We start from the raw sequence: 23,747 nt of genomic DNA, 5'->3' as shown, positions 1-23,747 counted from the left end.
AGCCGATGTCAGTCGCCTGCGGCGGTGGTGTCGTCGGTCAGAGCGGCCAGGATCGGGCACTGGTCCAGCGCGCCATGGCCGGGGCAGGCGTCGACCAGCTGCGACAGCGCGATGTGCATGCGCTGCAGTTCGGCCATCCGTTGTGCGATGTCCTGCAGGCGGGCCTGCGCGGTGTCACGCACGCTGCCCATGTCCTGCTGGTGGTGATCACTGAGCGCGAGCAGTTCTCCGATTTCCTCCAGGCTGAAGCCCAGTGCCTTGGCGCGGCGGATGAAGCGCAGCCGGCGCAGATCCGGCTCGCCGAAGATGCGGTAACCCCCGGCCGAGCGCGCCGCCGTCGGCAGCAGCTGCTGCCGTTCGTAATAGCGGACCGTATCGATCGGCACGCCCGCCTGACGGGCCAGTTGTCCAATGTTCATGGCAGCTTTCCTGCGGATCCTGCCGGCCATTGTGAAGCCTGGAGTCTGGTCGAGAGTCAAGGCTTCAGCTCGGTGCGCGCATTCAGCCCACTTTGCAACTTTCTTCATAGCCCCGCAGATGGGCCTGTTCCTACCCTTCGCCTGAACCGGCCGTTCGATGGCCTGCAACGAACCGAGGAGGTGGTCTGTGGAGGGAGTCAGGAACGAAGCATTCGTAGAGGTTGCGGTGGTCGAATATCCGGGAGGGGACCCCTCCGCCGCCTCTGTGCTGGCCGAAATGGCCCACGTCGCCAACCGCCTGGCCCAACAGCAGCGCCGACCCTTCAAGCGTGTGCTTGTCACCCGCTGGATCGTTCCCGCCAGCCAGACCGGTGTACACCGCATCGCGGGTGCTGAAATGCTCGACGCCGCCATTCCCGCGGTGATCGCGGTTCCCGGCCAGATCAGCCCCGGAGCCTGTCTGCGCGCCGAAGAGGTCCTGCTGGACTGGTTGCGGGCCCATTATGACGGGGGCAGCCTGCTGGCTGCTGCCAGCGACGGGGTCGGTGTACTGGCCCGTGCGGGACTGCTGGCCGGAAGAACGGTCAGCGGCCCCGATCTGGGGCGACATCCAGGGTTGCAGGCGCAGGCGGTGAGCTGGGTGCCCAGTGAGCGGGCGCTGGTCGACGATGGCGATCTGCTGACGGTTGGCGGATCGCAGGCATGGCGTTTCCTCGGGCTGCGTTTGCTGTACCGGCTGCACGGGCAGGGCGTGGCGAGCGCGGTCGCGCAACAGCTCGGGATCGTCGTGCCCGCAGGAATCCAGCAGGATCTTGAGCGTTTCAGTGCCAACTTCGCCCACGGTGACCGCGATGTACTGAAGGCCCAGCGCTGGCTGCATACCACTGCGGCACGAGGAGCCACTCTGGCCGCAATCTGCGAGGTTTCCGGATTGGAACCGCGCACCCTGCAGCGGCGCTTCCTCCGGGCGACCGGTCTGCGGCCGATCGAATACTGTCAACGGCTGCGCATTGCCAAGGCGCAGACCCTGCTGCAGCAGGGCGCAGGCATCGAGGAGGTGGCCTGGGGGGTGGGCTACGCTGATCAGAGCGCGTTCCGGCGACTGTTCCTCCGCATCGTGGGCATGACACCGGCCAACTATCGCCGCCACGTCAACTGCAAGCGGCGGGAGCGACCGTTGATGCCGTCGGTGGCCGGAAGTCTGCGCGGCCTGCAGGCGTCCCCCGGAATGCAGTTGGGGCGGAGTGCGGCCTGACCATGGGGGGCGGGCGAGCGCTTGCAACCAGGGCGTGACGCTTTGACCATGCAGGCAGTGGAACTTGAACAGGTGGGCTGATGTCGAGTGTTGGACCGGTACCGATGCCGGTGGTGTTGATCCTGATGTGCACGTTGCTGGCCATGATCGTTGCCCGTCTTTGGCCGCGCAGGGCAGTGGGAATGCCGCTGCCGTCGGCAGCAGGCATGGTGCTGGACATGCTGCTGATCGGCCTGCTGTGTGGTCGTGTCAGTTTTGTTGTGCTGAATTTCGCGCTCTATCGTTCGGAGCCCTGGAGCATTCTGCAGGTCACCGATGGTGGCTATCACCTGATGGTGGTGCTGGTGGCCGGGCTGTCGTGGGGATTATGGCGTCTGCGGCCGTGGCGTCAGTTGCGTGCACCGGTGCTGACGAGCGCACTGGTGGGTGCGTTGTTCTGGGTCGCTGGTGGCCAGTTGCTGTCGGCATGGCAGGAGCGGCAGATGCCGTTGCCGGCGCTGCAGGTGGCGGACCTTCAAGGCGATCGTATCGATCTGCAGCAGTTCCGCGGCAAGCCGCTGGTGCTGAATCTGTGGGCCACATGGTGCGGGCCCTGCCGCCGTGAGATGCCGGTGCTGGCGACGGCACAACAGGCACATGATGACGTGCAGTTCGTGTTCCTCAACCAGGGCGAAACCCTGGATGAGGTCCAGGGTTTCCTGGCCGGCGAACGACTGATGCTGGGCAACGTGCTGCTGGATGATGACGCTGCTGCTTCCACCGTGCTCGGCGTTCAGGCATATCCTTCCACGCTCTTTTTCGACGCCGATGGGCGCCTGCGTGAACTGCACCTGGGCGAACTGACTGCGGCCGGCCTTGAACACAAACTGCGCCGGCTGCGGTAGCCTGCGCAGGCATCTCACTACGGAGTTCCCATGTTGTCGATTTCCCTGCGCACCGCCCCGGCGGTGCTCCTGCTGCCGGTCATGCTGGCATTGGCCGCCTGCAGCCAGGCACAGACGCCGCCGGGCAAGGCCGCTACGGCGTCGGCGACGACTGCTCCGGCATCTGCCGCCAAGGGCGACCGTCCAGCGGTGCTGAAGGGCATCGAGAAGCACGGCTTCGAGGTCGTTGCCGAGTTCGATGCGCCGGACGGCCTGCGCGGTTTTGCTGGCGTGGTGGGAGGGCAGCAGCCTGCAGCGGCCTATGTTACGGCCGATGGCAAGCACGTACTGGTGGGCAGCCTGTTCGATGCCGAAGGTAATGATGTGGCTGCCGAAGCGGTCGAGAAGCTGGTTGCCGCACCGATGTCGGTCAAAATGTGGACCAAGCTCGAAGCCAGCGCCTGGGTACGTGATGGCAAGGCCGACGCGCCCCGCGTGGTCTATACCTTCAGCGATGCCAACTGCCCGTATTGCCACAAGTTCTGGGAGGCGGCCCGTCCGTGGGTCGACGCCGGCAAGGTACAGCTGCGCCACATCATGGTGGGTGTGATCCGCGAGGACAGTCCGGCCAAGGCCGCAGCCATCCTCTCCGCACGTGATCCGAGCGCGGCGCTGCTGGAGAACGAACACCAGTTCGACCGTGGCGGTATCAAAGCGCTGCCGAACATCAGCCGCGAGATCGCCGGCAAGCTCGACGCCAACCAGGTGTTGATGCTGGAAATGGGGTTCCAGGGCACCCCGGGCATCCTGTTCCAGGATGCACAGGGCCAGGTGCAGCGCCGGGCCGGATTGCCGCAGGGCGACGACCTGCAGACGGTGCTTGGTCCGCGCTGATCCACGCCTGCATGATGATGTAGACCACAGGCCCGCATGGTGACATGCGGGCCTGTTGCGTTCCTGCCCCAGGCGAACACAATCGCTTGCGCATTGTCTGTTCGTCGTCACGTCTGAATCGTGACTGAGATCAAGCATCGTGCCTTGATTCCAATCAAGGCCAAAAGCGACAAACGGACTAGCCTTTGACGCATGGAATACAGCGTCAATGCGCGATGGATGCCGCGCTCGCCACGCCCTGGTCAGGGTCGGCCGGCACAGCCATTCACGACACTCTCACTCTGTGCTTGTTACCCAGACCGCTGCGGTCGCCACCTCTCTGGCAGCGCGGCCTTGATGGAGTCGACATGGGTGCAGGCGGGGCAGTGTCATCGTCCTGTTGCCTGCCGTGCGCAGGCTGGCCGATGTCGTCGACGCAGTACCCGCATTTCCAGCAACGGCAACGCGAAGCCAGGGCGGCGCATGAATGCGCTCCGGAACCGTGATGCGAGTGTTCGTCAGGGGAGGATGCAATGCGTTTGGCCGTACTGAGTCTGGCATGCCTGGGGGCACTGGCGATCACGCCGGCGTACGCTCAACAGGGTGATGCAGAGGATGCGCAGGCATTGCGGAGCGAGATGGCCGCCATGCGCCAGGCGCTGGAACGCATGCAGCAACGGCTGGACCGGCTTGAGCAGCGTGATGCTGCGCCTGTGCAGGCAACAGCCGCGCCTGCAATGGCGCCGATGGCCTCTGCCGCCCCTTCCGACGTGATCCATCGCACCCAGGTGCCGGGTGTGGCGCAGCCGGTACTGCCGCAGCGCGATTCGGTCGCTGATCCGTCCACTGCGGCATCGCGACCGGACAGTGCGGCGGGCCCGACCGATCCGGATCTGAAGGGGTTCTTTGCCATACCCGGCACTGATACGGTGATCCGCATCGGCGGTTACGCCAAGCTGGATGCCATCGCCGATTCGCGCGCGGCCGGCGACGAGGATCAGTTCATTCCCTCGTCGATGCCGGTGGGCGGCAGCCACCGCGATGTCTCCAACTTCAACATCCACGCCAAGCAGACCCGCTTCAGCTTCGAGGCGCGGCGTCCAACCACGCACGGCAACCTGCGCTTCTATCTGGAGAACGACTTCTTCGGCAGCAGCGATGGCTACGAGTTCCGCCTGCGGCATGCGTATGGACAGCTCGGCAATACCTATGCCGGCTATGGCTACTCCAGCTTCATGGACCCGGACAGCCTGCCCGACACGCTGGACTTCGCCGGGCCGGGCGGCGCCGGCTATCTGCTGGTGGCCGGCATCCACCACAGCTTCACGATGGGCAAGGGCAACACGCTGACCGTGGCGGCCGAAGACCCGAAGACTGAACTTGCCGGTGCCAGTGATGAGCGGGCTGCGGTGAACCGTCTGCCGGACGTAACCGTGACCGCGCGCATGGAGCGCGACTGGGGCCACCTGCAGGTGGGCGCGGTGGCTCGCAGCCTGGCCTATGACGGCGATGGCGAGCGCGACCGGCGAATGGCCGGCGGCCTGCAGGTGAGTGGCTCGGCCTCGGTGGGCGAGCGCGACCTGCTGCTGTTCGGTGCGCTGGGAGGACGCGGCCTCAGCCGCTATACCGCCGACCTGACCGGCTCCGGGCTGGACGCGGTGGTCGGTGCCGATGGCCGCCTCGACGCGTTGGACCTGCACGGCGGATTCGTCGGCTATACCCACTACTGGTCCGAGTTGTGGCGATCGAACCTGATCTTCGGTCAGCTGACCCTGGAGCGGAACGCCGCACTGGCGGCCGATGCCTTCCGACAGAGCCGGTACGGCGTATTCAACCTGATCTGGAGCCCCGCGCCGTCCTGGACGATGGGCATGGAGCTGCTGTACGGCCGCCTGGAACAGCAGGGCGGCGCGCGCGGCGACACGGTCCGGGTGCAGGGCAGCCTGCAATACAACTTCATCAAATAGGCGCCAGCGGTCGTACGCCAGCGCAACCGTCCCCACGCCCGGTGCTGCCGGGCTCATGCCAGTACCGGAGATCGTCATGGCAGAAGCAAAGAAAATCGGGGTGGTCGGAGCCACCTTCCTCGTCGCCGGCAACATGATGGGCTCAGGCGTGTTCCTGCTGCCATCGAGCCTGGCCAAGATTGGTACCGCCTCGATCTGGGGCTGGTTGATCACCACCGCCGGTGCGCTGTTGCTGGCCTTCGTGTTCGCCAAGCTGGGCAAGCTGGTACCCAAGGCGGGCGGCCCGTACGCCTATGCGCGCGACTGGTTCGGGCCGTACATGGGCTTTCAGACCAACACCATCTACTGGTTCGCCAACTGGATCGGCAACGTCGCCATTCCGATCGCCGCAGTAGGCTATTTCAGCTACTTCTTCCCGATCCTGTCCGAGCCGCTGGTGCGCTGCATCGCGGTGCTGATCCTGGTGTGGGCGCTGAGTTTCGCCAACGTGATCGGTCCGGCGTTCGTCAGCCGGGTGCAGACCGTCACCACCAGTTTTGCGCTGGTGCCGATCCTGGGCATCGCCATCTTCGGCTGGTTCTTCTTCGATGCCGACATCTTCAAGGGCGCCTACAACGTGTCGGGTGAATCCAACTTCGGCGCGATCTCCAGCGCCGCGGCGCTGACGCTGTGGGCCTTCATTGGCGTCGAGTCGGCCTCGGTCACCGCTGGTGTGGTCGAGAACCCGGAAAAGAACGTGGCCCGTGCCACCCTCGCCGGCGTGTTCCTGGCTGCCATCGCCTATATCGCCAGCTCCTCGGTGATCATGGGCATGGTGCCCAATGGCGAACTGCAGACCTCCGATGCGCCGTTCGCACTGGCTGCCGCCAAGGCCGTCGGTGGCTGGGGCGGTGCGCTGGTCAGCCTGTGTGCCTTCATCGGCGCTGCCGGTTCGCTGGGCGGCTGGATCCTGCTGACCGCGCAGAGCGCCAAGGCGGCCTCCGATGACGGCCTGTTCCCGAGCATCTTCAGCAAGACCAACAAGGACGACGTGCCGGTCAAGGGTGTGCTGATCGTGGCCGTGCTGATGACCCTGGCGGTGCTGGTCACTTCCACCTCGGAAACCGCGTCGGCACAGTTCGACGTGATCACATCGGCGGCGGTGGTGCTGACCCTGCTGCCCTACATCTACTCGTGCGTGGCCTGCTACTTCGTGGTCGAGCGCTCGCACACCCTGGTCCACACCGGTGCGTTCTGGACCCTGACCAGCCTGACCGTCGTTTACTGCCTGTGGGCGATCTACGGCTCGTCGGGAACCATCGTGCAGTACGCGTTCCTGTTCGTGCTGTTCATCACCGTGTTCTATCCCTTCTTCAGCGAGGAGCGCCGCCAGCAGCGGCAGCGCGCCCGCGAGGCCTCGGCGATCAGCGCCGGCGCCCAGCGTTCCTGAGTTAGACAAGGAGAATCAACGTGTACTTCAAGTCCCTGGACTACCCGGTCATTGTCATCGACAACGACTACGAGTCGCCGCGCATCGGCGGCATCCTGATCCGCGCCCTGGTGGAAGAGCTGCGCAGCAACGACCAGCGCGTGCTGTGCGGCCTGAACCTGGATGATGCCCGTGCCGGTGCCCGCACCTACGTGGCGGCGTCGGCGGTGCTGATCTCGATCGATGGCAGCGAAGAGGTGGATGGCGAGTTCCAGCGCCTGACCGCCTTCCTGCGCGAGCAGAGCGCGCGCCGCGCCAACCTCCCGGTGTTCCTGTACGGCGAGCGCCGCACCATCGAGAAGGTGCCGAGCAAGCTGCTCAAGTACATTCACGGCTTCATCTTCCTGTTCGAAGACACCAAGAGCTTCATCTCGCGGCAGGTGATGCGCGCGGCCGAAGACTACATGAAGAACCTGCTGCCGCCGTTCTTCAAGGCGCTGATCCATCACGCGGCCGAGTCGAACTATTCCTGGCATACGCCTGGCCATGCGGGCGGCGTGGCGTTCACCAAATCGCCGGTCGGCCGCGCGTTCCATCAGTTCTATGGCGAGAACACGCTGCGCAGCGATCTGTCGATCTCGGTGCCGGAACTGGGTTCGCTGCTTGACCATACTGGTCCGATCAAGGACGCCGAGAACGAGGCCGCACGCAGCTTCGGTGCCGACCATACCTTCTTCGTCACCAACGGCACTTCCACCGCCAACAAGATCGTCTGGCACGGCACAGTGGCCCGCGGCGACGTGGTGTTCGTCGACCGCAACTGCCACAAGTCGCTGCTGCACGCGCTGATCATGACCGGCGCGGTGCCGGTGTACTTCACCCCCAGCCGCAACGCGCATGGCATCATCGGCCCGATCAGCCTGGACCAGTTCACGCCCGAGTCGCTGCAGCAGCGTATCGCCGCCAACCCGCTGGCCAGCAAGGCCTACAAGGCCGGCTCCAAGCCGCGCATCGCAGTGGTGACCAACTCCACCTACGATGGCCTGTGCTACAACGCCGAGAAGATCGCCGACGAGATCGGCAGCGCGGTGGACTTCCTGCATTTCGACGAAGCCTGGTACGCCTACGCTGCGTTCCATCCGTTCTACGAGAACCACTACGGCATGGCCAAGGGCAAGCCGCGCGAGCAGGATGCGATCATCTTCACCACGCATTCCACGCACAAGCTGCTGGCCGCGTTCTCGCAGGCCTCGATGATCCACGTGCGCAACTCGGCGCAGCGCAACCTGGATGCCGAGCGCTTCAACGAGTCGTTCATGATGCACACCTCGACCAGCCCGCATTACGGAGTGATCGCGGCCTGTGATGTGGCGTCGAAGATGATGGAAGGCGACGCCGGCCGTTCGCTGGTGCAGGAAATGCATGACGAGGCGATCGCCTTCCGCCGCGCGATGCTGCATGTCCGCGATGATCTCGGCCGCGACGACTGGTGGTTCAGCGTGTGGCAGCCGACCCAGGTCGAGCGCAGTCTGGACAAGGGCGATACGCCGGCACCGATGGTGGCCAAGCGCGAGGAGTGGTACCTGCAGCCGGATGCGCACTGGCACGGCTTCGAGAACCTGGTGGATGACTATGTTCTGATCGACCCGATCAAGGTGACCCTGCTGACCCCGGGCCTGGCGATGGACGGCAGCATGGGCAAGCTGGGCATTCCGGCGGCAGTGCTGAGCAAGTTCCTGTGGGGCCGCGGCATCACCGTGGAGAAGACCAACCTGTACTCGGTGCTGTTCCTGTTCTCGATGGGCATCACCAAGGGCAAGTGGAGCACCCTGGTCACCGAACTGATGGCGTTCAAGGAACTGTACGACCGCAATGCGCCGCTCAGCCAGGCACTGCCGACGCTGGCCGCCGACTATCCGAATGCCTACGCCGGTTGGGGCCTGCGTGACCTGTGCGACGCGCTGCATGCGTTCAACCAGGAATTCGCGGTGGCCAAGGTGATGCGCGAGATGTACGTGGATCTGCCAACCCCGGTGATGACCCCGGCCGATGCCTACAACCACCTGGTGAAGGGCGAGATCGAGCGGGTCGACATCGAGCAGGTCAGTGGTCGCATCGCCGCGACCATGCTGGTGCCGTACCCGCCGGGCATTCCGACCATCATGCCGGGCGAGCGCTTTGGCGACAGCGATGAGCCGATCATCCAGTCGCTGCGCATCGCCCGTGAGCAGAATGCCCGCTTCCCGGGCTTCGAGTCGGACGTGCACGGGCTCATCATCGAGAACGACGGCGATGTGACCTCGTACAAGGTGGAGGTACTGAAGGCCTGACCGGCGACGGTCGGCCCTTCGGCGAACGATGGATACCGCGCGCGAGCAACGCATCCTGAAGTTCTCGATCGGGTTCACCATCGCGGTCAGCGTGGTCGGCTTCAGCGGTGGCCTGCTGGTGGGATCGCAGGCCATCCTGTTCGACGGAGTGTACAGCCTGGTCGACGTTGCCCTGACCCTGGTGTCGTTGTCGGTGCTGCGGCTGGTGGCGCGGGAACAGAGCCCGCGCTTCCAGTACGGCTACTGGCACCTGGAGCCGATGGTCGAGGCGCTGGGCGGTGTGATCCTGTCGCTGGCCTGCGTGTATGCGCTGGCCAACGCGGTGATCGGTTTGACCACGGGCGGACACGAGGTGAAATTCGGGCCCGCGCTGTGGTGGGCGGCGCTGCTGAGTGCCAGCAACCTGGCGATGGCGGCGTTCGTCGCCCAGCGGGCGCGGCGCCTGCGCTCGGCGCTGTTGTGGCTGGATGTACGGGGCTGGCTGCTGGGTGGCTTGATGAGCCTGGCGGTAGTGCTGGCCTTCGTACTGGCCCTGGTCCTGCATGGCGGTGAGTGGCACCACTGGGTGCCGTACCTGGATTCGATCGTGCTGGCATTGATCAGCCTGGCGGTACTGCCGGTACCGGCGCGCAGTGCGTGGAAGGCCATGCGCGAAGTACTCCAGGTGGCGCCGGATGATCTGGACCGGCGCGTGCAGCAGGTCATGCAGGCATTCGTGGCCGAGCGTGGCTATGCCGGTTTCACCAGCCACGTGGCGAAGATGGGGCGGATGCGCTTCATCGAGATCCATGTGCTGGCCGATCCGGCTACGCCCTTGGGCTCGGTGGGCGAGGTCGATGCGATGCGTGATGAGATCGCGGTCAGGCTGGATGCTCGGGGCAGCACGTTCTGGCTGACCATCGATTTCACCGCAGATCCGGCGTGGACGTGACCACGCTTCTGTAGAGTCGAGATAGCTCGACTGCTTTTCGTCAGCGGAAGTCGAGCAGGCTCGATTCCACGGGATCGCGTGATCGTTGCGCGTGGCAGACCGGTCTGTTGCACCGGATCCGTTTGACCTCAACCGGGGTTGAGGTCACAGACTGCCGGCAACCCCCACGAGGCGCGCGGCATGAACCTGCTGACCACACCGGACTTCAGCCATGGCCTGCTGGAGCTGTTCAATCCACCGGGCCTCTACGATCCTTCGGCCAACGGCTACTCACACGTGGCGGTGGTGCGCCTGCCGGCACGGGTGATCCACGTGGCCGGGCAGGGCGGTGAAGATGCACAGGGCCGTCTCTCGCCCAGCTTCGAAGACCAGGTCGGGCAGGCGCTGGACAACCTGCAGACCGCGCTGCGCTCGGCGCAGGCAAGCCTGGTTGATGTGGCGCGGTTGCGCATCCTGGTGGTCGGCCACGATGAGGACCGGCTGGGCATCATTGCCCACCAGGTGCGGCGACGCTGGCCGAATCGTGCGGCGCCCACCTGCACGCTGATCCCGGTGCCGCGACTGGCGCTGGACGGCATGCTGTTCGAGATCGAGGCGGAGGCCTACGCCGCCTAGCGCAGGTAGTACTCCACCGGCACCACCAGTTCCTGTGGTGCCTTCAGTTCACCGGGAATGGGCGGCAGCGGCTGCGCGCGACGGAAGGTCTGCAGCGCAGCGTCATCGAGCATCGGCTGGCCACTGGACTGTTCCAGCCGCAGTGCCAGCAGGCGGCCTTCGCGGTCGATGCTGGCCCTGACCCAGGCAGTGCCCTGCTGCCGGCGCGAGCGCGCGGCGGCAGGGTAATAGCGGTAACGCTCCAGCCGCGCCATCAGGCGGGCTTCCCACTGGTCGCTGGCGGCGCCGGCCTGGAAGTCCGCCGGTGGCGCGTCTGGAGCGGGCGGAGCGGCCGTGATCGATGCCGGTGCGGGACTGGCATCGGTCGCGGCCGCCGGCGGGGCGACCGGCAGCGGCTTTCGACCCGTACCGCCCGTTTCGCTGGCGGCCAACTCGCCCTCGCGCGCGGCGGTGGGTTTCGGTGGCGGGGGCGACTTTGTCGGTTGCGATGCGCGCGCCTGCTGCGCCTGGCTGGGGGTGTCGGCCTGGCGCTCCTCTACGGGCTGTGGCGGCGTGGCCGGTGCCAGCAGGCGCAGGCTGATGCGCACGTCCTGCTCCGGCGGCGGCAGCATCGGCGGCACAGCGACCCAGTGCACCAACAGCAGCAGGGGCAGCAGGTGCAGGACGACAGTGATCGCGATCGCCCGCCAGTGTTGGCCACGCTCACTCATCGTCCAGCACCCACAGCAGATCAGCATCCGTCGCATCGACGGTTTCACCCGGCGAAGCCAATGCGATCACCAGCGCAGGCGTAGCTGGTGACAGGTAGCCCGGTACCCCGGTACCGCGCAGTACATGCCAGCGCCCCGCTACCAGCAGCGCCGGCGCGGGCGCATCGAGCAGCACCTGTGCCATGCGTGTGTCGCGGGCCTGTTGCACGGCCAGCATCCCTTCCAGCATCGGTGCTGCGTCTGCGTGCTGGGCCAGCACCACCGCCGACAGGCGCTGGCGGGCAGCGGCCACCGGGAACCGCACGCCCTCGGTGGACGCGAGCAGCGCGTTGACCTCGGCACGCGACAGGTTGCCGCCGAACAGCGGCGTGCCTGCATCGGCAGCATCCTGTACCAGCCCGCCATACGCGGCCCACGGCCAACGTGTATCCCATTCCAGCAGTTCCTGCAGGCGTGCACCTTCGGCCTGGTTGCCCTTGGCCAGCCAGCGCTGCACCCGCTGCAGGCGTGGCTGGCGCTCGCTGGCGATCATTTCCAGCACCAGCGAACCCTGCGGGCGCCGCCGCTGCAGCGCCTGCAGCAGCCAGCGCTGGGCGGCGTGGTCTCCGGCGAGGTCATGGCGCTCACCCAGCAGCAGCCTCCGGGCGTCCGCCGCACGCGCCACGAACGCGGCTTCGTCCAGGTGCCGGCGGTTGGCCAGGTCGATCACTGAGCCAGGCATCGGCTGCGCGCTGGCCACGGTCGCCAGCGCGAGCAGGCATACGGGCAGCCAGCGACGGCTAGAACGCCACATTGACGCCCATCGAGACGGTACGGCCACGGCCGTTGCCGCGGTCCAGGATCGGGCTGAAGATGCTGTCGATCGAGGCATTGTTGTCATAGGCCTTGTTCTGCAGGTTTTCGATGTTCAGCCACAGCGTGGTGTTGGCCTGGGGCTTGAAGCTGGCGTAGAAGTCGAGCAGCACGCCGGTGCCGCCGGTCTTGCGGGTCTGGAAGAAGTCGTAGCCTTCCTCGGTCGGCCCGGAGTACTCGGCGCGCAGGCCGGCCTGCACGCGCTGCTGCCACCAGCGGCCGCCCACGTCCAGCGTCCAGTAGCGGTCGGGCAGGGCGGTGATGTCTTCCAGGTTGACGAACTCGATGGCCGGCGCACTGGTGTGCGAGCGGGTCCAGCTCAGCGTGGCGTGGTAGTGCTCGCTGGCGTAATGCGCTTCCAGTTCGATACCGCGCATGCGTACCACGCCGGGGTGGTTCATCCAGCGCGTGGTGGTGCTGAAGTCGTCCACGTCCAGCGCATCGGTCCAGGCAGTGAGTTGCGGATCGCTGTCGATCGGCACCACGAACGGTTCCACTTCCGGCGGATGCACGATCAGCAGGTACTGCGGCTTGATGTAGTCGCGGATGCGGTTGTCGAAGCGGGTGATCCGCAGCTGTGCCAGGTCACCGTCGACCAGCAGCGAGTCGGTGCTGAGGTTGGCACCAAACTGCAGGTTGCGCGAGCGCTCGCGGCGCAGGAACGGGTTGGCGCCCACGCCATCGGCATCGCTCATGCCTTCCAGCGGGATCTTCTCGAAGAACATCTCCTGCACCCGCGGCGGGCGGGAAGTACGCGAGGCTTCTGCGAACAGCTGCAGCCAGTCGGTGGCCTGCCACGATACCGCCAGGCTGGGGCTGAGTGCGCGCTCGGTGCGACGCACGTCGATGCCGCCGCCATTGATCTCCGCGCACTGGCCGGGCACATCCGAGCACACCGGGATGTGGCCACGGATGCCGAAGCGGTCCTGGCGCAGGCCGGCGGTCAGCGCGTAGATGTCGTACTGCAGCTCCAGCGTGCTGAACACGCTGTCCAGCTGGCTGCGACCTTGCGGGTTGGCACCGCGCAGGACGGGGGTGTCGGCCACATAGATGTCCGACTGGTGCTTGATGCCGGTGTTCCAGCGCGCCTGCAGTGCCCCGATGTCGAAGCGGCTGGTGTTGTCCACGGTCCAGCTGCTCAGGCTGCTGTGGGTGCGGCGACCGATGTAGCTGGAATCCTCCACTGGCGGATAGAACAGCCGGGTCTTGTTGCCGGCGAAGGTTGCACGCAGGTCGATCCACGGCGAATAGGGTGTGTAGTGGTAGCTGGCGCGCTGGTTGCGCGCGGAAATCTGCCACGGATAGTTGTGGTAGAAGTTGTTTTCGTAACGCATGTGGCTCAGGTCCAGCCGGTGCTGGTCGCTAGGCTGCAGGCGTGCTTTCAACAGCCAGCTGCTGGGCTGCTGGCTGCCCGGGTCGGCGTTGTTCTTCTGCCCACGCGCGGTCGCGTATTCGCTGCTGCGGCTGCTGCTGGCAGCGGCCAGCAGGCCGAACTGGCGGTCGCCACCCTCTTCACTGTGGCGCCAGGCACCGGCGAAGGTACGGCCGCTGCCGTAGCCGTTGTTGCCGTGGCGATAGCCTGCACGCAGGCCCCAGTCACGGCCCTCACCGAGCAGATCGTCGATATCCAGCGTGCGGAAGTTGGCACTGCCGGCCAGCGTACCCGCACCATCACCACCGGCGACCGCGCCGCGTTGCACGTCCACGCCGGCCAGCAGGAAAGGATCGACATAGGCGAACGGACCACCCGAGCCATGCCCGGCATTGTTGCGAAAGGTCTGGGTGACACCGTCGATCATGGTGTTGACCCGGCCAGCACCGGTCATGCCGCGGATGTTGACCTGCAGGCCCGGCTGGCTGCGCGAATGGAAGCTGTGGGTGCCAGGCATCGAGCGCAGCAGGCTGTTGCCTTCCTGGCGTTCGGCCATCGCCACGCGCTCGCTGCCGACCGAGGGCGCAAAGCCATCGCGGGTGGCCGGTACATATTGGCTGGCGCCGGCACCCGGTGCCTGGCCGTGTGCGGTAGTACCCTGCACCCGCAGCGGGCCGGTGCGGCGGCTGCCATCGGCGCGTTCGGCCGGCGCCGGTTCCAGGGCGGCACGACGCGCATCCACGAAGCGCGGGCGCAGGCCGCTGCCTGCCAGCAGGCGCGTCAGGGCCTGCGCATCGTCGAAGTCACCGCGCAGCGCAGGCGCCGAATGACCTGGGGGCAGCGCCGCGCCGATCACCAGATCGACACCGGTCAGCCGGCTGTAGGCGTCCAGCGCGGCCGCCAGTGGCTGGGCGGGCAGATCGTAGCTTCGAGTGGCGGCCTGCGCGTGGGCGCTGTCTGGCAGCAGTGGAACGGTGCTGGCGCAGGCCAGCGACAGGGCGAGGACAAGGGGGCGGGGGCATAGCATCGGGGGCTCCAGGGGCTGACGCAGAGCGTCGTCATCCTGGGTAGACGCAGCCGCAGGCCGGATGTCAGGGTCCATCACGCTGTTCCCTGCGTGGCGGCAGCCACACCTGTATGCCGTCGCCGAGGCGCAGCACGCGCACCTGCAACTGAGTGGCCAACTGGTCGCGGTTGCTGGCTGCACCGTCGGCACTGCCAAGCAGGGTGACCGGCTGCTGGCGCAGCTGCTCGCCGACGACCCACGTGTGCCCGCCGTGCCAGCGGTCCAGGCCCTGCGTGACGTCGGCCAGCGGGGCCGAGATCCAGTGCAGGCGCCGCTCGCGCCAGGCCAGTGTTCCCGGGGCGGTGGTTGTTGCATGGGCTGTTGACTGCCCATCGAAGCGCAGCTGCTCGCCGTCGTTGGCCAGCATGCTGGCGTTGCCGCTGTCCACGCGCACGCGATGCTCGGTAACGGTGACCACGCTGCTGTTGCCCTGCACGGCAAGATCGAATGCGGTCCCCAGTGCAGTGACGGTGCCCTGCGGGGTGTGCACCTGGAAGGGCCGGTCGGCATCGGCGGCGACCTGGAACCAGGCCTGGCCACGCTGCAACTGGAGCTGGCGGCGCTGCCCATCGATGCGCACCTTCACTTCGCTGCCGGGTGACAGCAGGACATGCGAACCATCCGGAAGGGTCTCCTCGCGGATCTCGCCAGCGGCCGTACGCAGTACCTGCGCCACCGGCGGCGAGGCATGGCGGCTGTAGAGACCCAGCGCACACAGCAACAGAACCGCAATGCCGGCTTCGCGCAGGCGACGGCGTTGCCTGCGCTGCTGTTGCCGCTGCAGGCTGGGCAGCGTCGCGCCTGCCTGCCACAGGTGCTGCAGATACTGGTACTGCGCGGCATGTCGGGGGTCGGCCTGGTACCACTGGTCGAACGCGTTCTCGTCGCGGTCACCGTCGTGCCCGTCCAGCCACCAGCGTGCGGCTTCACGCGCGATCGCGTCCTGGCTCATGCGCCGGGCACCTGCTGCAGGGCGACGAGGGCGCGCAGCAGATGGCCGTGCGCGGTCTGCCGGCTGATGCCGAGCTGGCGCCCGATCTCAGCCAGCGCCAATTGTTCAACCCGCGCCAGCAGGAACACCTGGCGCGAGCGCGGTGGCAGCGCGGCGACGATCGCGTCGAGGTGGCGCAGCTGTTCGGCGTCGAGCAGTCGCTGCTCGGGCAGTGGTGCAGGATCGGCGATGGCCTGCAACTGCGTGTCATCCAGTACCTCTTCGCGACGGCGCTGGCGCTGCCGGTAGTGATCCGCGATCAGGTTGTGGGCGACGCGGTACAGATAGGCGCGGCCGTTGCTCAGCAGGCCGCTGGCGGCGACTTTGACGACACGCAGCCAGGTTTCCTGGACGACGTCATCGGCGTCGCTGCGTTGCGGGAGTTTGCGGCGGACATGGGCGTGCAGCGGCCGGTAATGGGCCGCGCACAGCTGCGCGACATCCGTCGGTTCGACAGGCGTGGACACGGGGCGGGCGACAACTGGGAAAGGGAACAGCCCGCGGCGGCAAGGGCAGCGGCTGCACCTTACAGCAAAAGAGAATCATTTGCATCCATGGCGCGAGGCACGGCACGCATGGGTGACCGCGGCGTCAGCGCGGGCGATAGTCGCAGTGGATCTGCAGGGCTTCGGTGGCGTTGTGATGCAGCTCGAAGCCGCACTGCTGCAGGCTGCGCTTCACCTGCGCGACGGCTTCGGAATGACGGGCAACGCGACGATCCTGCCAGCGCAGTGGGGTGAACACGCCCAGGGGCAGCAGCCGCAGCCGCTTGCCGTGCAGTACCAGTGAGACATCGACATGACGGCCATCGATGTCGTGGCCGTTGGCACCGAAGATGGCATCGATCTCATCGCGGCGTTGCGGGTAGCAGGTGCGGAATGCTGCGATGCCGAGCCGTCGTACCGCGCGGCGGAAGCCGTCGAGACGGCTGTGGCCGGGTTCGAAGCCACGGGTGAGCAGCAGGCGCAACCCGGCAGGCAGCATCGCCTGCGCGTCGAGCAGGCGTTGCAGTACCTCTTCTTCCAGTTGGATGCGGGTGGAGGGCCAGCGCGGGGCGATGAGCAGTCCGTGGTGGTTGCCGCGATGCAGGGTTAACATGCGTGAAGCTTTGCACGCGGGCGAACAGCCGCGGTAGTGCCGGTCGCTGGCCGGCAGATCCGGATGCCGGCCAGCGGCCGGCACCACCATCGGGTCAGATGTCGCGGTACTGGATCTGCGAAGCCAGTACCCGCAGGCCATCGGCATTGCTGGACAGGATGCGCTCTTCGCCGACACCTTTCTGCCGTTTCAGCTGGAAGCCCTGATCGGCAGGCAGCTGTGCGGCAATGGCGTCCATGCGTTGCAGGGCATCGGGGCCGCTGCAGTCGAAGTGGCCCCAGTGGGCGCCATCGCGGTGGATCTGCAATCGGTAGTTCATTGCGGTGTCTCCGGCAGGTCCTGCAGCCAATGGTCGAACATCGCGGTGGCGGCCGCAGCCAGCGGTGCGCCATAGCGACGCGCCTGCGCACGCAGGTCGTTGGGATCGATGCCGGCCTGGGCCAGCTCCAGCGTGTGGCCGATCAGCCAGCGCTCGAACTGGCGGGCGTCCAGTTCCGGATGGCATTGCAGGGCCAATGCGTGGCTGCCGATGGCGAACGCCTGGTGACGGCAGGCCGGCGTACTGGCCAGGCGGCGTGCACCGGCCGGAAGTTCGAACGCCTCACCATGCCAATGCAGTACCGGAATGCCCTGCAGGGACTGCAGCGGAGAACGCTGGCCTTCATCGGTCAGCAGCAGTGGCGCAAAGCCGATTTCCTTGCCACCACTGGGAGCGACACTGGCACCGAGTGCGCGCGCCATCAGCTGTGCACCCAGGCAGATGCCGAGGGTGGGCCGCTGCCGCTGCAGCCGGCGCTGCAGCAGGGCAATGCTGTCGTTGACGAAGGGGTAGGTCCCTGTGTCATTGGCACTGATTGGACCGCCCAGCACGACCAGCAGGTCGGCGGTTTCGGCGTCATCGAGCGCATCGACGCCGGCCTGCAGCAGCTGCAGCTGCCAGCCTTGCGCCAACAGCAGTGGCTGCAGGGTGCCGAGGTCTTCAAAGCCAACGTGCTGCAGGACAACCGCGTGCTTCATGCCGGGGCTCCGCTGTTCGGCCAGTAGAAGCTGTCCGGGGTGGCGCGGGCGCCGAAAATGGCCTGGCCGACGCGGACCACGGTGGCACCTTCCTCGATGGCCACTTCGAAATCACCGGACATGCCCATCGACAGCTGCGACAGGTCCAGGTCGGGCGGGGCGGTGCGTTGCAGCTGGTCGCGCAGTTCGCGCAGGCGCACGAAGCAGGCGCGCACGCGCTCGACGTCGGGGGTGAAGATGGCCAGGGTCATCAGGCCGCGCACGCGCAGGCGATCAAAGGCTGGCAGCTGTTGCACGAAGGCCTCGACCGCGTCGGGTTCCAGTCCGTACTTGCTGGGTTCGGCCGAGGTGTTGACCTGCACGAACACATCCAGGGTGCGCTCTTCCAGTTGCAGGCGCTGCTGCAGGGCCTCGGCTACGCGCAGGCTGTCCAGCGCCTGGAACTCGCTGGCAAAGCGTGCCACGTAGCGCGCCTTGTTGGTCTGCAGATGGCCGATCACCGACCAGTGCACGCCCAGGTCGGCCATCGCTTCGGCCTTGCGTTGTGCCTCCTGCACCTTGTTCTCGCCAAGTTCGTGGCAGCCTGCGGCCACCGCCATGCGGATGCGGGCTTCATCGACGGTCTTGCTGACCGGCAGCAGGCGCACGCTGGCCGGGTCCCGGCCGACGCGGGCGCAGGCATCGGCGATGCGTTGGCGCACCGTGACCAGGTTGGCGGCGATCTGTTCAACGGACTGGGCGACGGGCCAGTCGGCGGCGGCAAGGGGCATGCGGGCACCTCCAATGCAGGGCGGCCAGGGTGGGATACACTGGCACAGGACAAGAGATATTTTGGCATAGGACAAAATGAAAATCACCGGGCACAGTGCCGAGTCGATCTTCGACAGCATCCGTGAGGGCATCGGCGAGGGCCGCTTGCCGGCCGGCAGCGTGCTGCCGCCGGTGCGTGAACTGGCCGAGCAGCTGGGCGTGAACCGCAACACCGTGGCCGCTGCCTACAAGCGCCTGGATGCGGCGGGCCTGGCCAGCACGGCGGGCCGCCGCGGCACGGTGGTGCGTGGCCTGCCGCCGCCGCTGGCGCGCGAGGGCAGTACGCCCGGGCTGGCGCTGCAGGACCTGGCCGGTGGCAATCCGGATCCGCGCCTGCTGCCGAACCTGCGCCTGGCCCCGGCCGCACCGCGGCTGTATGGCGTGGGCACGGTCGACCCGAGGTTGCAGGCGCTGGCGCGCGCCTCGCTGGATGCGGACTGCCCGGCGGGTTATGCGCTGGAGCTGACCCATGGCGCGGTCGATGGCATTGAACGCCTGCTGGCGGCCTGGCTGCTGCCGGGGGATCGCATCGCGGTGGAGGATCCGTGCTTCCTCGGCAGCCTCAATGTGCTCAATGCCGTGGGCCACGCGCCGTTGCCGGTGGCGGTGGACGCGCATGGCATGCAGGTCGAATCACTTCGGCAGGCGCTGGAGGCCGGTGCACGCGCGGTGCTGCTGACCCCGCGTGCGCACAACCCGACCGGGGCCAGCCTGGATGCGAAGCGGGCACGGGCGTTGCGCCAGCTGCTGGCGGCCTACCCGCAGGTGGCGGTGCTGGTCGACGATCATTACGCGCTGCTTTCGCAGCAGGCCTACCACTCGGTACTGCCGCTGGATGGCCGGCGCTGGGCGCTGTTGCGTTCGTTGTCCAAACCGCTCGGCCCCGACCTGCGCCTGGCCTGGTTGGCCTGCGATGAAGAAACCGCGATGCGGTTGCGGCTGCGATTGGCGTCTGGCACCGGCTGGGTCAGTCATCTGCTGCAGGATGCGGCGACGTCGGTGCTGGCGTCGGCAACGCAGCGGGCGAAGATCGCCTCGGCAGGTGAGCGTTACCAGCAGCGCCTGCAGTCGCTGCAGGAGTTGCTGCGCGCGCGTGGCATGCCGACGCCGCTGCCAATGGAGGGATTGAACCTGTGGCTGCCGTTGTCGGCTGACAGCCATCCTCAGGTGCTGGCACTGGCTTCGCGCGGATGGCATGTGCGGGCGGGCGAAGTGTTCGCGGTGGCGGCGCCGGGACATGGCCTGCGCATCACCTGTGCGGCACTGGGGACGACGCAGCTGCGGCAGCTGGCCGATGACCTGGCGGCCGTGTGCGGGGTGTAGCGTCGAGCATGGCTCGACGCTACAGAAGCCGATCAGGGCGCGGCGTTGGCGCCAGGGCGCACGTAGTAGGACTGGCCGCTGTCATCGACGAACATCAGCTCCGGCTTGCCCTGCCAGGAGGTGAGCATGGCGCCGGTGTTGTTCTGGTGCTTGACCATCAGGCTGGCGCCGCGATCCGGGTTGGCGACGACCTTGAATACTTCGGTAGTGCCGGTGGCATCGTCGAGGGTGAGCAGGGCTTCGCCGCCGCGGTCGCTGGTGCCATAACCACCACGCTCGGAACCGTCGGGGCCAAGCAGGATCAGGCCAGACAGGGCGGTGGCGCGCGGCCCCTGGGTGCGGCCCTGGCTGAGCGGGTCGGGGACCGGTGCGCCGAGGATCACCCGCGGCTGGCCGCTTGCATCGTGGATGACCAGGCCGCGTGCTTCGATGATGCGCTGTGGCGATTGGCTGCGATGCAGGTTCCAGGCGGTCCAGCCGGAAACAAGCAGGGCGAGGGTGGAGACCACCAGTGTGGTCAGCAGCAGCGCACGGGGCATCGGGTGGTCCTTCCTTGGATGTGCCGACGATAGCGGATGCAAAAGGGGATGGGTAGAGTCGACTGTCAGTCGACTGCTGTTCGATCAGATCACGGAGATTCCCGCGCTGGCGCGCGCAAGTCGACTGACAGTCGACTCTACCTCTACCTGCTCGACATCACCCAGTGGCCGTTACGCGGTGATTCCCGGCGTCAGTGGAAATCGCGGCTGTGGCTGCGCAGTCCCTGCAGCAGCTCATCCAGGCAGTGCATGCGCTGCACGATGACATGCTGCACACCATCGACGCGTTCCAGGCGGCCATCGATCTGCATCAGCTGGGTATCGACCAGTACCCGGTGCTGGCGATCGGCCAGGTGCCGCCAGACCACGGCGTTGACCATGCCAGTCTCATCTTCGAGCGTGAGGAAGGTGACGCCGCTGGCGGTCTGCGGGCGCTGGCGCATGCGTACCAGGCCGGCGATACGCACGCGACGGCCATGACCGTGGTCCACCAGCTGTGCGGCATCCAGACAGCCACGGCTGCGCAGCTGCGCACGCAGGAACGAGATCGGGTGGCGGCCAAGGGTGGTGCCGGTGCTGCGGTAATCGGCCTGCATGTCCTCCCATGCGCTGGGCAGCGGCAATGGCACGCGGGCTTCGGCGGTGGCGCGGGCCTGGTCGAACAGCGGCAGCCGGTTTTCCACGCCGGAGATATCCCAGCGTGCACGATGGCGATGGCCACTGAGCCCACGCAACGCACCGGCATCGGCCAGCAGGCCCTGCTGGCGGCGGTCCAGGGCGGTGCGCTGGCACAGGTCGCCCACATCGTCGAACGGGCGCCGCGCACGTTCGCGCATGATGGCCTGCACGTCGGGCTCGTTGCAGCCATCGACCAGGCGCAGGCCGAGCCGGATCGCGGCCGCGCCCCTGCTGAAATCCAGGGTGCAGTCCCAGTCGCTGTGGCGCACGTCCACCGGCAGCACGCGGATGCCGTGCCGGCGCGCGTCCTGCAGCAGCTGGTCGGGGCTGTAGAAGCCCAGCGGCTGGCTGTTGATCAGGCTGGCGGTGAACGCGGCGGGGTGATGGCACTTCAGCCAGCAGCTGGCATAGGTGAGCAGGGCGAAGCTGGCCGCGTGGCTTTCCGGGAAACCGTAATCACCGAACCCCTTGATCTGCTCGAACAGGTGCTCGCCATATTCCAGGCTGAAGCCGTTTTTCAACATGCCCGTCAGCAGCTTTTCGCGATGCGGTTCCAAGCCGCCACGACGCTTCCAGGCGGCCATCGAGCGGCGCAATGCATCGGCTTCGCCGGGTTCATAACCAGCTGCTTCCACTGCCAGCTGCATCACCTGTTCCTGGAACAGCGGCACGCCCAGCGTGCGTGCGAACACGCGTTCCAGCTGTGGTGGGTAGAGCGGATTGTCCGGGTCGTTCAACGCGTCCGGTCCCTGTTCGCGCAGGATCCGCCGCCGCTCAAGGTAGGGATGGACCATGTCACCCTGGATCGGGCCGGGTCGCACGATCGCCACCTCGATCACCAGGTCATAGAACTCGCGTGGCTGCATGCGTGGCAGCATCGCCATCTGCGCGCGCGACTCGATCTGGAACACGCCGATGGTGTCGGCGGCGCAGATCATGTCGTAGGTCGGGCCGTCTTCATCGGGGATCGCATCCATGCGTCCTTCATGCAGGCCATGCTGTTTCAGCATCGCCAGGCACTTGCGGATGGCGGTGAGCATGCCCAGCGCCAGGCAGTCGACCTTCATCAGGCCGGTGGCATCCAGATCGTCCTTGTCCCACTGGATAACGGTGCGGTCGGCCATCGCCGCGTTTTCTACCGGCACCAGGGTCGACAGCGGATGCTCGGAGATGACGAAACCACCCGGATGCTGAGACAGGTGGCGTGGGAAGTCGATCAGCTCGGCGGTCAATGCCAGCAGCCGCCGCATCAAGGGTGTGTCCGGATCGAAACCGCGCTCGCGGAGGGTTTCCGGCAGTGGGATGTTGCCGCCCCAATGATCCATTGCCGCGCCCAGTTCGTTGACCTGGTCCATCGGCAGGCCGAGCGCACGGGCCACGTCGCGGATCGCGCTGCGGCCACGGTAGCTGATTGCTACTGCGGTCAGTGCGGCGCGCTCGCGGCCATAGCGCTTGAACACGTACTGCAGCACTTCCTCGCGGCGCTCGTGCTCGAAGTCGATGTCGATGTCCGGCGGCTCATTGCGCTCGGCGGAGATGAAGCGTTCAAACAACAGATTGCTGCGCGCAGGATCGATCTCGGTCACGCCCAGCACAAAGCACACCGTCGAATTGGCCGCCGAGCCACGCCCTTGGCAGAGGATGTCCTGGCTGCGGGCGAAGCGCACGATGTCATGCACGGTAAGGAAGTAGGAGGCGTAGTTTTTCTCCCGGATCAACGCCAGCTCATGTTCGATCTGCTTGCGCTGTGCGTCCTTGATGCCTTCTGGCCAACGCCAGGGAATCTTTTCTTCGACCAGCTCGCGCAGCCAGCTGTCCGGGTCATGCCCCTCCGGCACCAGCTCGCGTGGATAGGTGTACTGCAGCTGTTCCAGGGTGAAGTGGCAGCGTTCGGCGATGCGCAGGGTCTCGGCCAGCAGTTCGGCGGGATACAGCTGGGCCAGCGCGGTGCGCGGGCGCAGGTGGCGCTCGCCGTTGGGAAACAGGCGCCAGCCGGCTTCGGCCACGCTGCAACGATGGCGGATCGCGGTCAGCGTGTCCTGCAGGGCGCGGCGGCGTCGCACGTGCATGTGCACATCGCCACTGGCGACCAGCGTCAGGCGGTGACGTTCGCCGAAGGCCTGCAGCTGCTGCAGGCGGCGTGCGTCGTCGTGCTCGTGGTGAAGTTCCACCGCCAGCCACAGCCGATCATTGAAGCCGGCGCGCAGCAGTTCCAGGTCGGTGGCGGCCGGTTGCCGGTCCAGCCACAGGCACAGCAGGCCGTCGGGCAGGCCGAGCAGGTCCTCGCGCAGGCAACGGTACTCGCCCTTGGCCGCGCGCCGCCGACAGGTAGTGATCAACTGGCACAGCCCGGCATAGGCTGCCTGGTCGGTGCACAGCAGGGCCAGCTTGGGTCCGTCCTCGACCTGGAATTCGGCGCCGACGATCAGCGCCACGCCATGCGCCTTCGCCGCCTGCCAGGCACGCACGATGCCGGCCAGCGAGCATTCGTCGGTGATCGCCAACGCGCGGTAGCCCTGGCCGGCGGCGCGCGCGAACAGCTCTTCGGCGATCGAAGCGCCGCGCTGGAAACTGAAGGCCGACAGGCAGTGCAGTTCGGCGTAGCCGGGCAGTTCGCTGTACATGGCGGC

General features: G+C 66.8%; 21 protein-coding genes. 9 read left to right on the top strand and 12 right to left on the bottom strand.

Features of this window, described 5'->3' with window-relative positions:
- Positions 1-8: 8 nt before the first annotated feature.
- Positions 9-419: a heavy metal-responsive transcriptional regulator gene (locus tag H4O10_RS09650; protein WP_005410073.1), complete on the bottom strand. Its 411-nt coding sequence runs from the start codon at positions 417-419 to the stop codon at positions 9-11.
- Between the two features lie 187 nt (positions 420-606).
- Here H4O10_RS09650 and H4O10_RS09645 point away from each other — a divergent pair, with 187 nt between their 5' ends.
- The 8 genes from H4O10_RS09645 (at position 607) to H4O10_RS09610 (ending at position 10,661) form a co-directional block, all read left to right on the top strand.
- Complete coding sequence (locus H4O10_RS09645; protein WP_005410072.1) at positions 607-1,674, top strand: helix-turn-helix domain-containing protein; 1,068 nt, start codon at positions 607-609, stop codon at positions 1,672-1,674.
- Positions 1,675-1,754: 80 nt separating this feature from the next.
- Positions 1,755-2,558, top strand: a complete 804-nt coding sequence (locus H4O10_RS09640) for a TlpA disulfide reductase family protein (protein WP_049453612.1) — start codon at positions 1,755-1,757, stop codon at positions 2,556-2,558.
- Positions 2,559-2,588: 30 nt separating this feature from the next.
- Positions 2,589-3,431 carry a thiol:disulfide interchange protein DsbG gene (gene dsbG, locus H4O10_RS09635; RefSeq protein WP_033833931.1) on the top strand — a complete coding sequence of 281 codons (843 nt, stop codon included), beginning with the start codon at positions 2,589-2,591 and terminating at the stop codon, positions 3,429-3,431.
- Positions 3,432-3,943: 512 nt separating this feature from the next.
- Positions 3,944-5,377: a DcaP family trimeric outer membrane transporter gene (locus H4O10_RS09630; RefSeq protein ID WP_180845629.1), complete on the top strand. Its 1,434-nt coding sequence runs from the start codon at positions 3,944-3,946 to the stop codon at positions 5,375-5,377.
- Positions 5,378-5,453: 76 nt separating this feature from the next.
- Positions 5,454-6,806, top strand: a complete 1,353-nt coding sequence (gene adiC, locus H4O10_RS09625; RefSeq protein WP_099596264.1) for an arginine/agmatine antiporter — start codon at positions 5,454-5,456, stop codon at positions 6,804-6,806.
- A gap of 20 nt (positions 6,807-6,826) precedes the next feature.
- Positions 6,827-9,115 (top strand): Orn/Lys/Arg decarboxylase N-terminal domain-containing protein, encoded by a 2,289-nt coding sequence (locus tag H4O10_RS09620; RefSeq protein ID WP_012480597.1) that lies wholly within the window; start codon positions 6,827-6,829, stop codon positions 9,113-9,115.
- A 28-nt stretch (positions 9,116-9,143) separates the two neighbouring features.
- Complete coding sequence (locus tag H4O10_RS09615) at positions 9,144-10,046, top strand: cation diffusion facilitator family transporter (RefSeq protein ID WP_005410066.1); 903 nt, start codon at positions 9,144-9,146, stop codon at positions 10,044-10,046.
- A gap of 180 nt (positions 10,047-10,226) precedes the next feature.
- Positions 10,227-10,661 carry a Rid family hydrolase gene (locus tag H4O10_RS09610; protein ID WP_005410065.1) on the top strand — a complete coding sequence of 145 codons (435 nt, stop codon included), beginning with the start codon at positions 10,227-10,229 and terminating at the stop codon, positions 10,659-10,661.
- Here the strand turns inward: H4O10_RS09610 and H4O10_RS09605 are convergent.
- The 9 genes from H4O10_RS09605 to H4O10_RS09565 form a co-directional block, all read right to left on the bottom strand.
- Positions 10,658-11,371: an energy transducer TonB gene (locus H4O10_RS09605; protein WP_044570450.1), complete on the bottom strand. Its 714-nt coding sequence runs from the start codon at positions 11,369-11,371 to the stop codon at positions 10,658-10,660. The two genes, H4O10_RS09610 and H4O10_RS09605, sit on opposite strands and share 4 nt — an antisense overlap.
- The gene (locus H4O10_RS09600; RefSeq protein ID WP_012480595.1) at positions 11,364-12,164 is read right to left on the bottom strand and encodes a ChaN family lipoprotein; all 801 of its coding nucleotides are present in this window, start codon (positions 12,162-12,164) and stop codon (positions 11,364-11,366) included. Before H4O10_RS09600 ends, H4O10_RS09605 begins: the two co-directional genes overlap by 8 nt.
- The gene (locus H4O10_RS09595; protein WP_044570447.1) at positions 12,151-14,622 is read right to left on the bottom strand and encodes a TonB-dependent receptor; all 2,472 of its coding nucleotides are present in this window, start codon (positions 14,620-14,622) and stop codon (positions 12,151-12,153) included. Before H4O10_RS09595 ends, H4O10_RS09600 begins: the two co-directional genes overlap by 14 nt.
- Before the next feature lie 64 nt (positions 14,623-14,686).
- The gene (locus H4O10_RS09590; protein WP_012480593.1) at positions 14,687-15,613 is read right to left on the bottom strand and encodes a FecR domain-containing protein; all 927 of its coding nucleotides are present in this window, start codon (positions 15,611-15,613) and stop codon (positions 14,687-14,689) included.
- On the bottom strand, positions 15,610-16,119 hold the full coding sequence (locus H4O10_RS09585; protein ID WP_012480592.1) for an RNA polymerase sigma factor: 510 nt from the start codon (positions 16,117-16,119) through the stop codon (positions 15,610-15,612). The genes H4O10_RS09590 and H4O10_RS09585 overlap by 4 nt, the downstream gene beginning before the upstream one ends.
- Before the next feature lie 124 nt (positions 16,120-16,243).
- Positions 16,244-16,750 carry a hypothetical protein gene (locus tag H4O10_RS09580; protein WP_044571410.1) on the bottom strand — a complete coding sequence of 169 codons (507 nt, stop codon included), beginning with the start codon at positions 16,748-16,750 and terminating at the stop codon, positions 16,244-16,246.
- Positions 16,751-16,844: 94 nt separating this feature from the next.
- On the bottom strand, positions 16,845-17,069 hold the full coding sequence (locus tag H4O10_RS09575) for a hypothetical protein (protein WP_005410058.1): 225 nt from the start codon (positions 17,067-17,069) through the stop codon (positions 16,845-16,847).
- On the bottom strand, positions 17,066-17,767 hold the full coding sequence (locus H4O10_RS09570; protein ID WP_005410057.1) for a glutamine amidotransferase: 702 nt from the start codon (positions 17,765-17,767) through the stop codon (positions 17,066-17,068). Before H4O10_RS09570 ends, H4O10_RS09575 begins: the two co-directional genes overlap by 4 nt.
- Positions 17,764-18,537: a YggS family pyridoxal phosphate-dependent enzyme gene (locus tag H4O10_RS09565; RefSeq protein ID WP_005413791.1), complete on the bottom strand. Its 774-nt coding sequence runs from the start codon at positions 18,535-18,537 to the stop codon at positions 17,764-17,766. The genes H4O10_RS09570 and H4O10_RS09565 overlap by 4 nt, the downstream gene beginning before the upstream one ends.
- Positions 18,538-18,613: 76 nt before the next feature.
- On the opposite strand from H4O10_RS09565, the gene ptsJ reads away from it, so the two are divergent.
- Complete coding sequence (gene ptsJ / locus H4O10_RS09560) at positions 18,614-19,900, top strand: transcriptional regulator PtsJ (RefSeq protein WP_005413790.1); 1,287 nt, start codon at positions 18,614-18,616, stop codon at positions 19,898-19,900.
- Between the two features lie 32 nt (positions 19,901-19,932).
- Here ptsJ and H4O10_RS09555 read toward each other — a convergent pair whose 3' ends face one another.
- On the bottom strand, positions 19,933-20,439 hold the full coding sequence (locus tag H4O10_RS09555) for a hypothetical protein (RefSeq protein ID WP_005410054.1): 507 nt from the start codon (positions 20,437-20,439) through the stop codon (positions 19,933-19,935).
- Positions 20,440-20,630: 191 nt separating this feature from the next.
- Positions 20,631-23,741, bottom strand: coding sequence for an error-prone DNA polymerase (locus tag H4O10_RS09550; protein WP_012480590.1), 3,111 nt, complete (start codon positions 23,739-23,741; stop codon positions 20,631-20,633).
- Positions 23,742-23,747 lie beyond the last annotated feature (6 nt).

It is taken from the genome of Stenotrophomonas sp. I18B00994 (genome assembly GCF_014145825.1).
GTDB lineage: Bacteria > Pseudomonadota > Gammaproteobacteria > Xanthomonadales > Xanthomonadaceae > Stenotrophomonas > Stenotrophomonas maltophilia.
Note: the sequence above shows the minus strand (reverse complement) of the source record. Positions and strands in the feature narration are given on the sequence as shown.

Excerpts from the sequence above, each read along its gene's own strand:
- H4O10_RS09650 (WP_005410073.1), bottom strand. The coding sequence starts at position 419 with ATGAACATTGGACAACTGGCCCGTCAGGCGGGCGTGCCGATCGATACG.
- H4O10_RS09640 (WP_049453612.1), top strand. The coding sequence starts at position 1,755 with ATGTCGAGTGTTGGACCGGTACCGATGCCGGTGGTGTTGATCCTGATG.
- dsbG (WP_033833931.1), top strand. The coding sequence starts at position 2,589 with ATGTTGTCGATTTCCCTGCGCACCGCCCCGGCGGTGCTCCTGCTGCCG.
- H4O10_RS09630 (WP_180845629.1), top strand. The coding sequence starts at position 3,944 with ATGCGTTTGGCCGTACTGAGTCTGGCATGCCTGGGGGCACTGGCGATC.
- adiC (WP_099596264.1), top strand. The coding sequence starts at position 5,454 with ATGGCAGAAGCAAAGAAAATCGGGGTGGTCGGAGCCACCTTCCTCGTC.
- H4O10_RS09615 (WP_005410066.1), top strand. The coding sequence starts at position 9,144 with ATGGATACCGCGCGCGAGCAACGCATCCTGAAGTTCTCGATCGGGTTC.
- H4O10_RS09610 (WP_005410065.1), top strand. The coding sequence starts at position 10,227 with ATGAACCTGCTGACCACACCGGACTTCAGCCATGGCCTGCTGGAGCTG.
- H4O10_RS09605 (WP_044570450.1), bottom strand. The coding sequence starts at position 11,371 with ATGAGTGAGCGTGGCCAACACTGGCGGGCGATCGCGATCACTGTCGTC.
- H4O10_RS09600 (WP_012480595.1), bottom strand. The coding sequence starts at position 12,164 with ATGTGGCGTTCTAGCCGTCGCTGGCTGCCCGTATGCCTGCTCGCGCTG.
- H4O10_RS09595 (WP_044570447.1), bottom strand. The coding sequence starts at position 14,622 with ATGCTATGCCCCCGCCCCCTTGTCCTCGCCCTGTCGCTGGCCTGCGCC.
- H4O10_RS09590 (WP_012480593.1), bottom strand. The coding sequence starts at position 15,613 with ATGAGCCAGGACGCGATCGCGCGTGAAGCCGCACGCTGGTGGCTGGAC.
- H4O10_RS09580 (WP_044571410.1), bottom strand. The coding sequence starts at position 16,750 with ATGTTAACCCTGCATCGCGGCAACCACCACGGACTGCTCATCGCCCCG.
- H4O10_RS09575 (WP_005410058.1), bottom strand. The coding sequence starts at position 17,069 with ATGAACTACCGATTGCAGATCCACCGCGATGGCGCCCACTGGGGCCAC.
- H4O10_RS09570 (WP_005410057.1), bottom strand. The coding sequence starts at position 17,767 with ATGAAGCACGCGGTTGTCCTGCAGCACGTTGGCTTTGAAGACCTCGGC.
- H4O10_RS09565 (WP_005413791.1), bottom strand. The coding sequence starts at position 18,537 with ATGCCCCTTGCCGCCGCCGACTGGCCCGTCGCCCAGTCCGTTGAACAG.
- ptsJ (WP_005413790.1), top strand. The coding sequence starts at position 18,614 with ATGAAAATCACCGGGCACAGTGCCGAGTCGATCTTCGACAGCATCCGT.
- H4O10_RS09555 (WP_005410054.1), bottom strand. The coding sequence starts at position 20,439 with ATGCCCCGTGCGCTGCTGCTGACCACACTGGTGGTCTCCACCCTCGCC.
- H4O10_RS09550 (WP_012480590.1), bottom strand. The coding sequence starts at position 23,741 with ATGTACAGCGAACTGCCCGGCTACGCCGAACTGCACTGCCTGTCGGCC.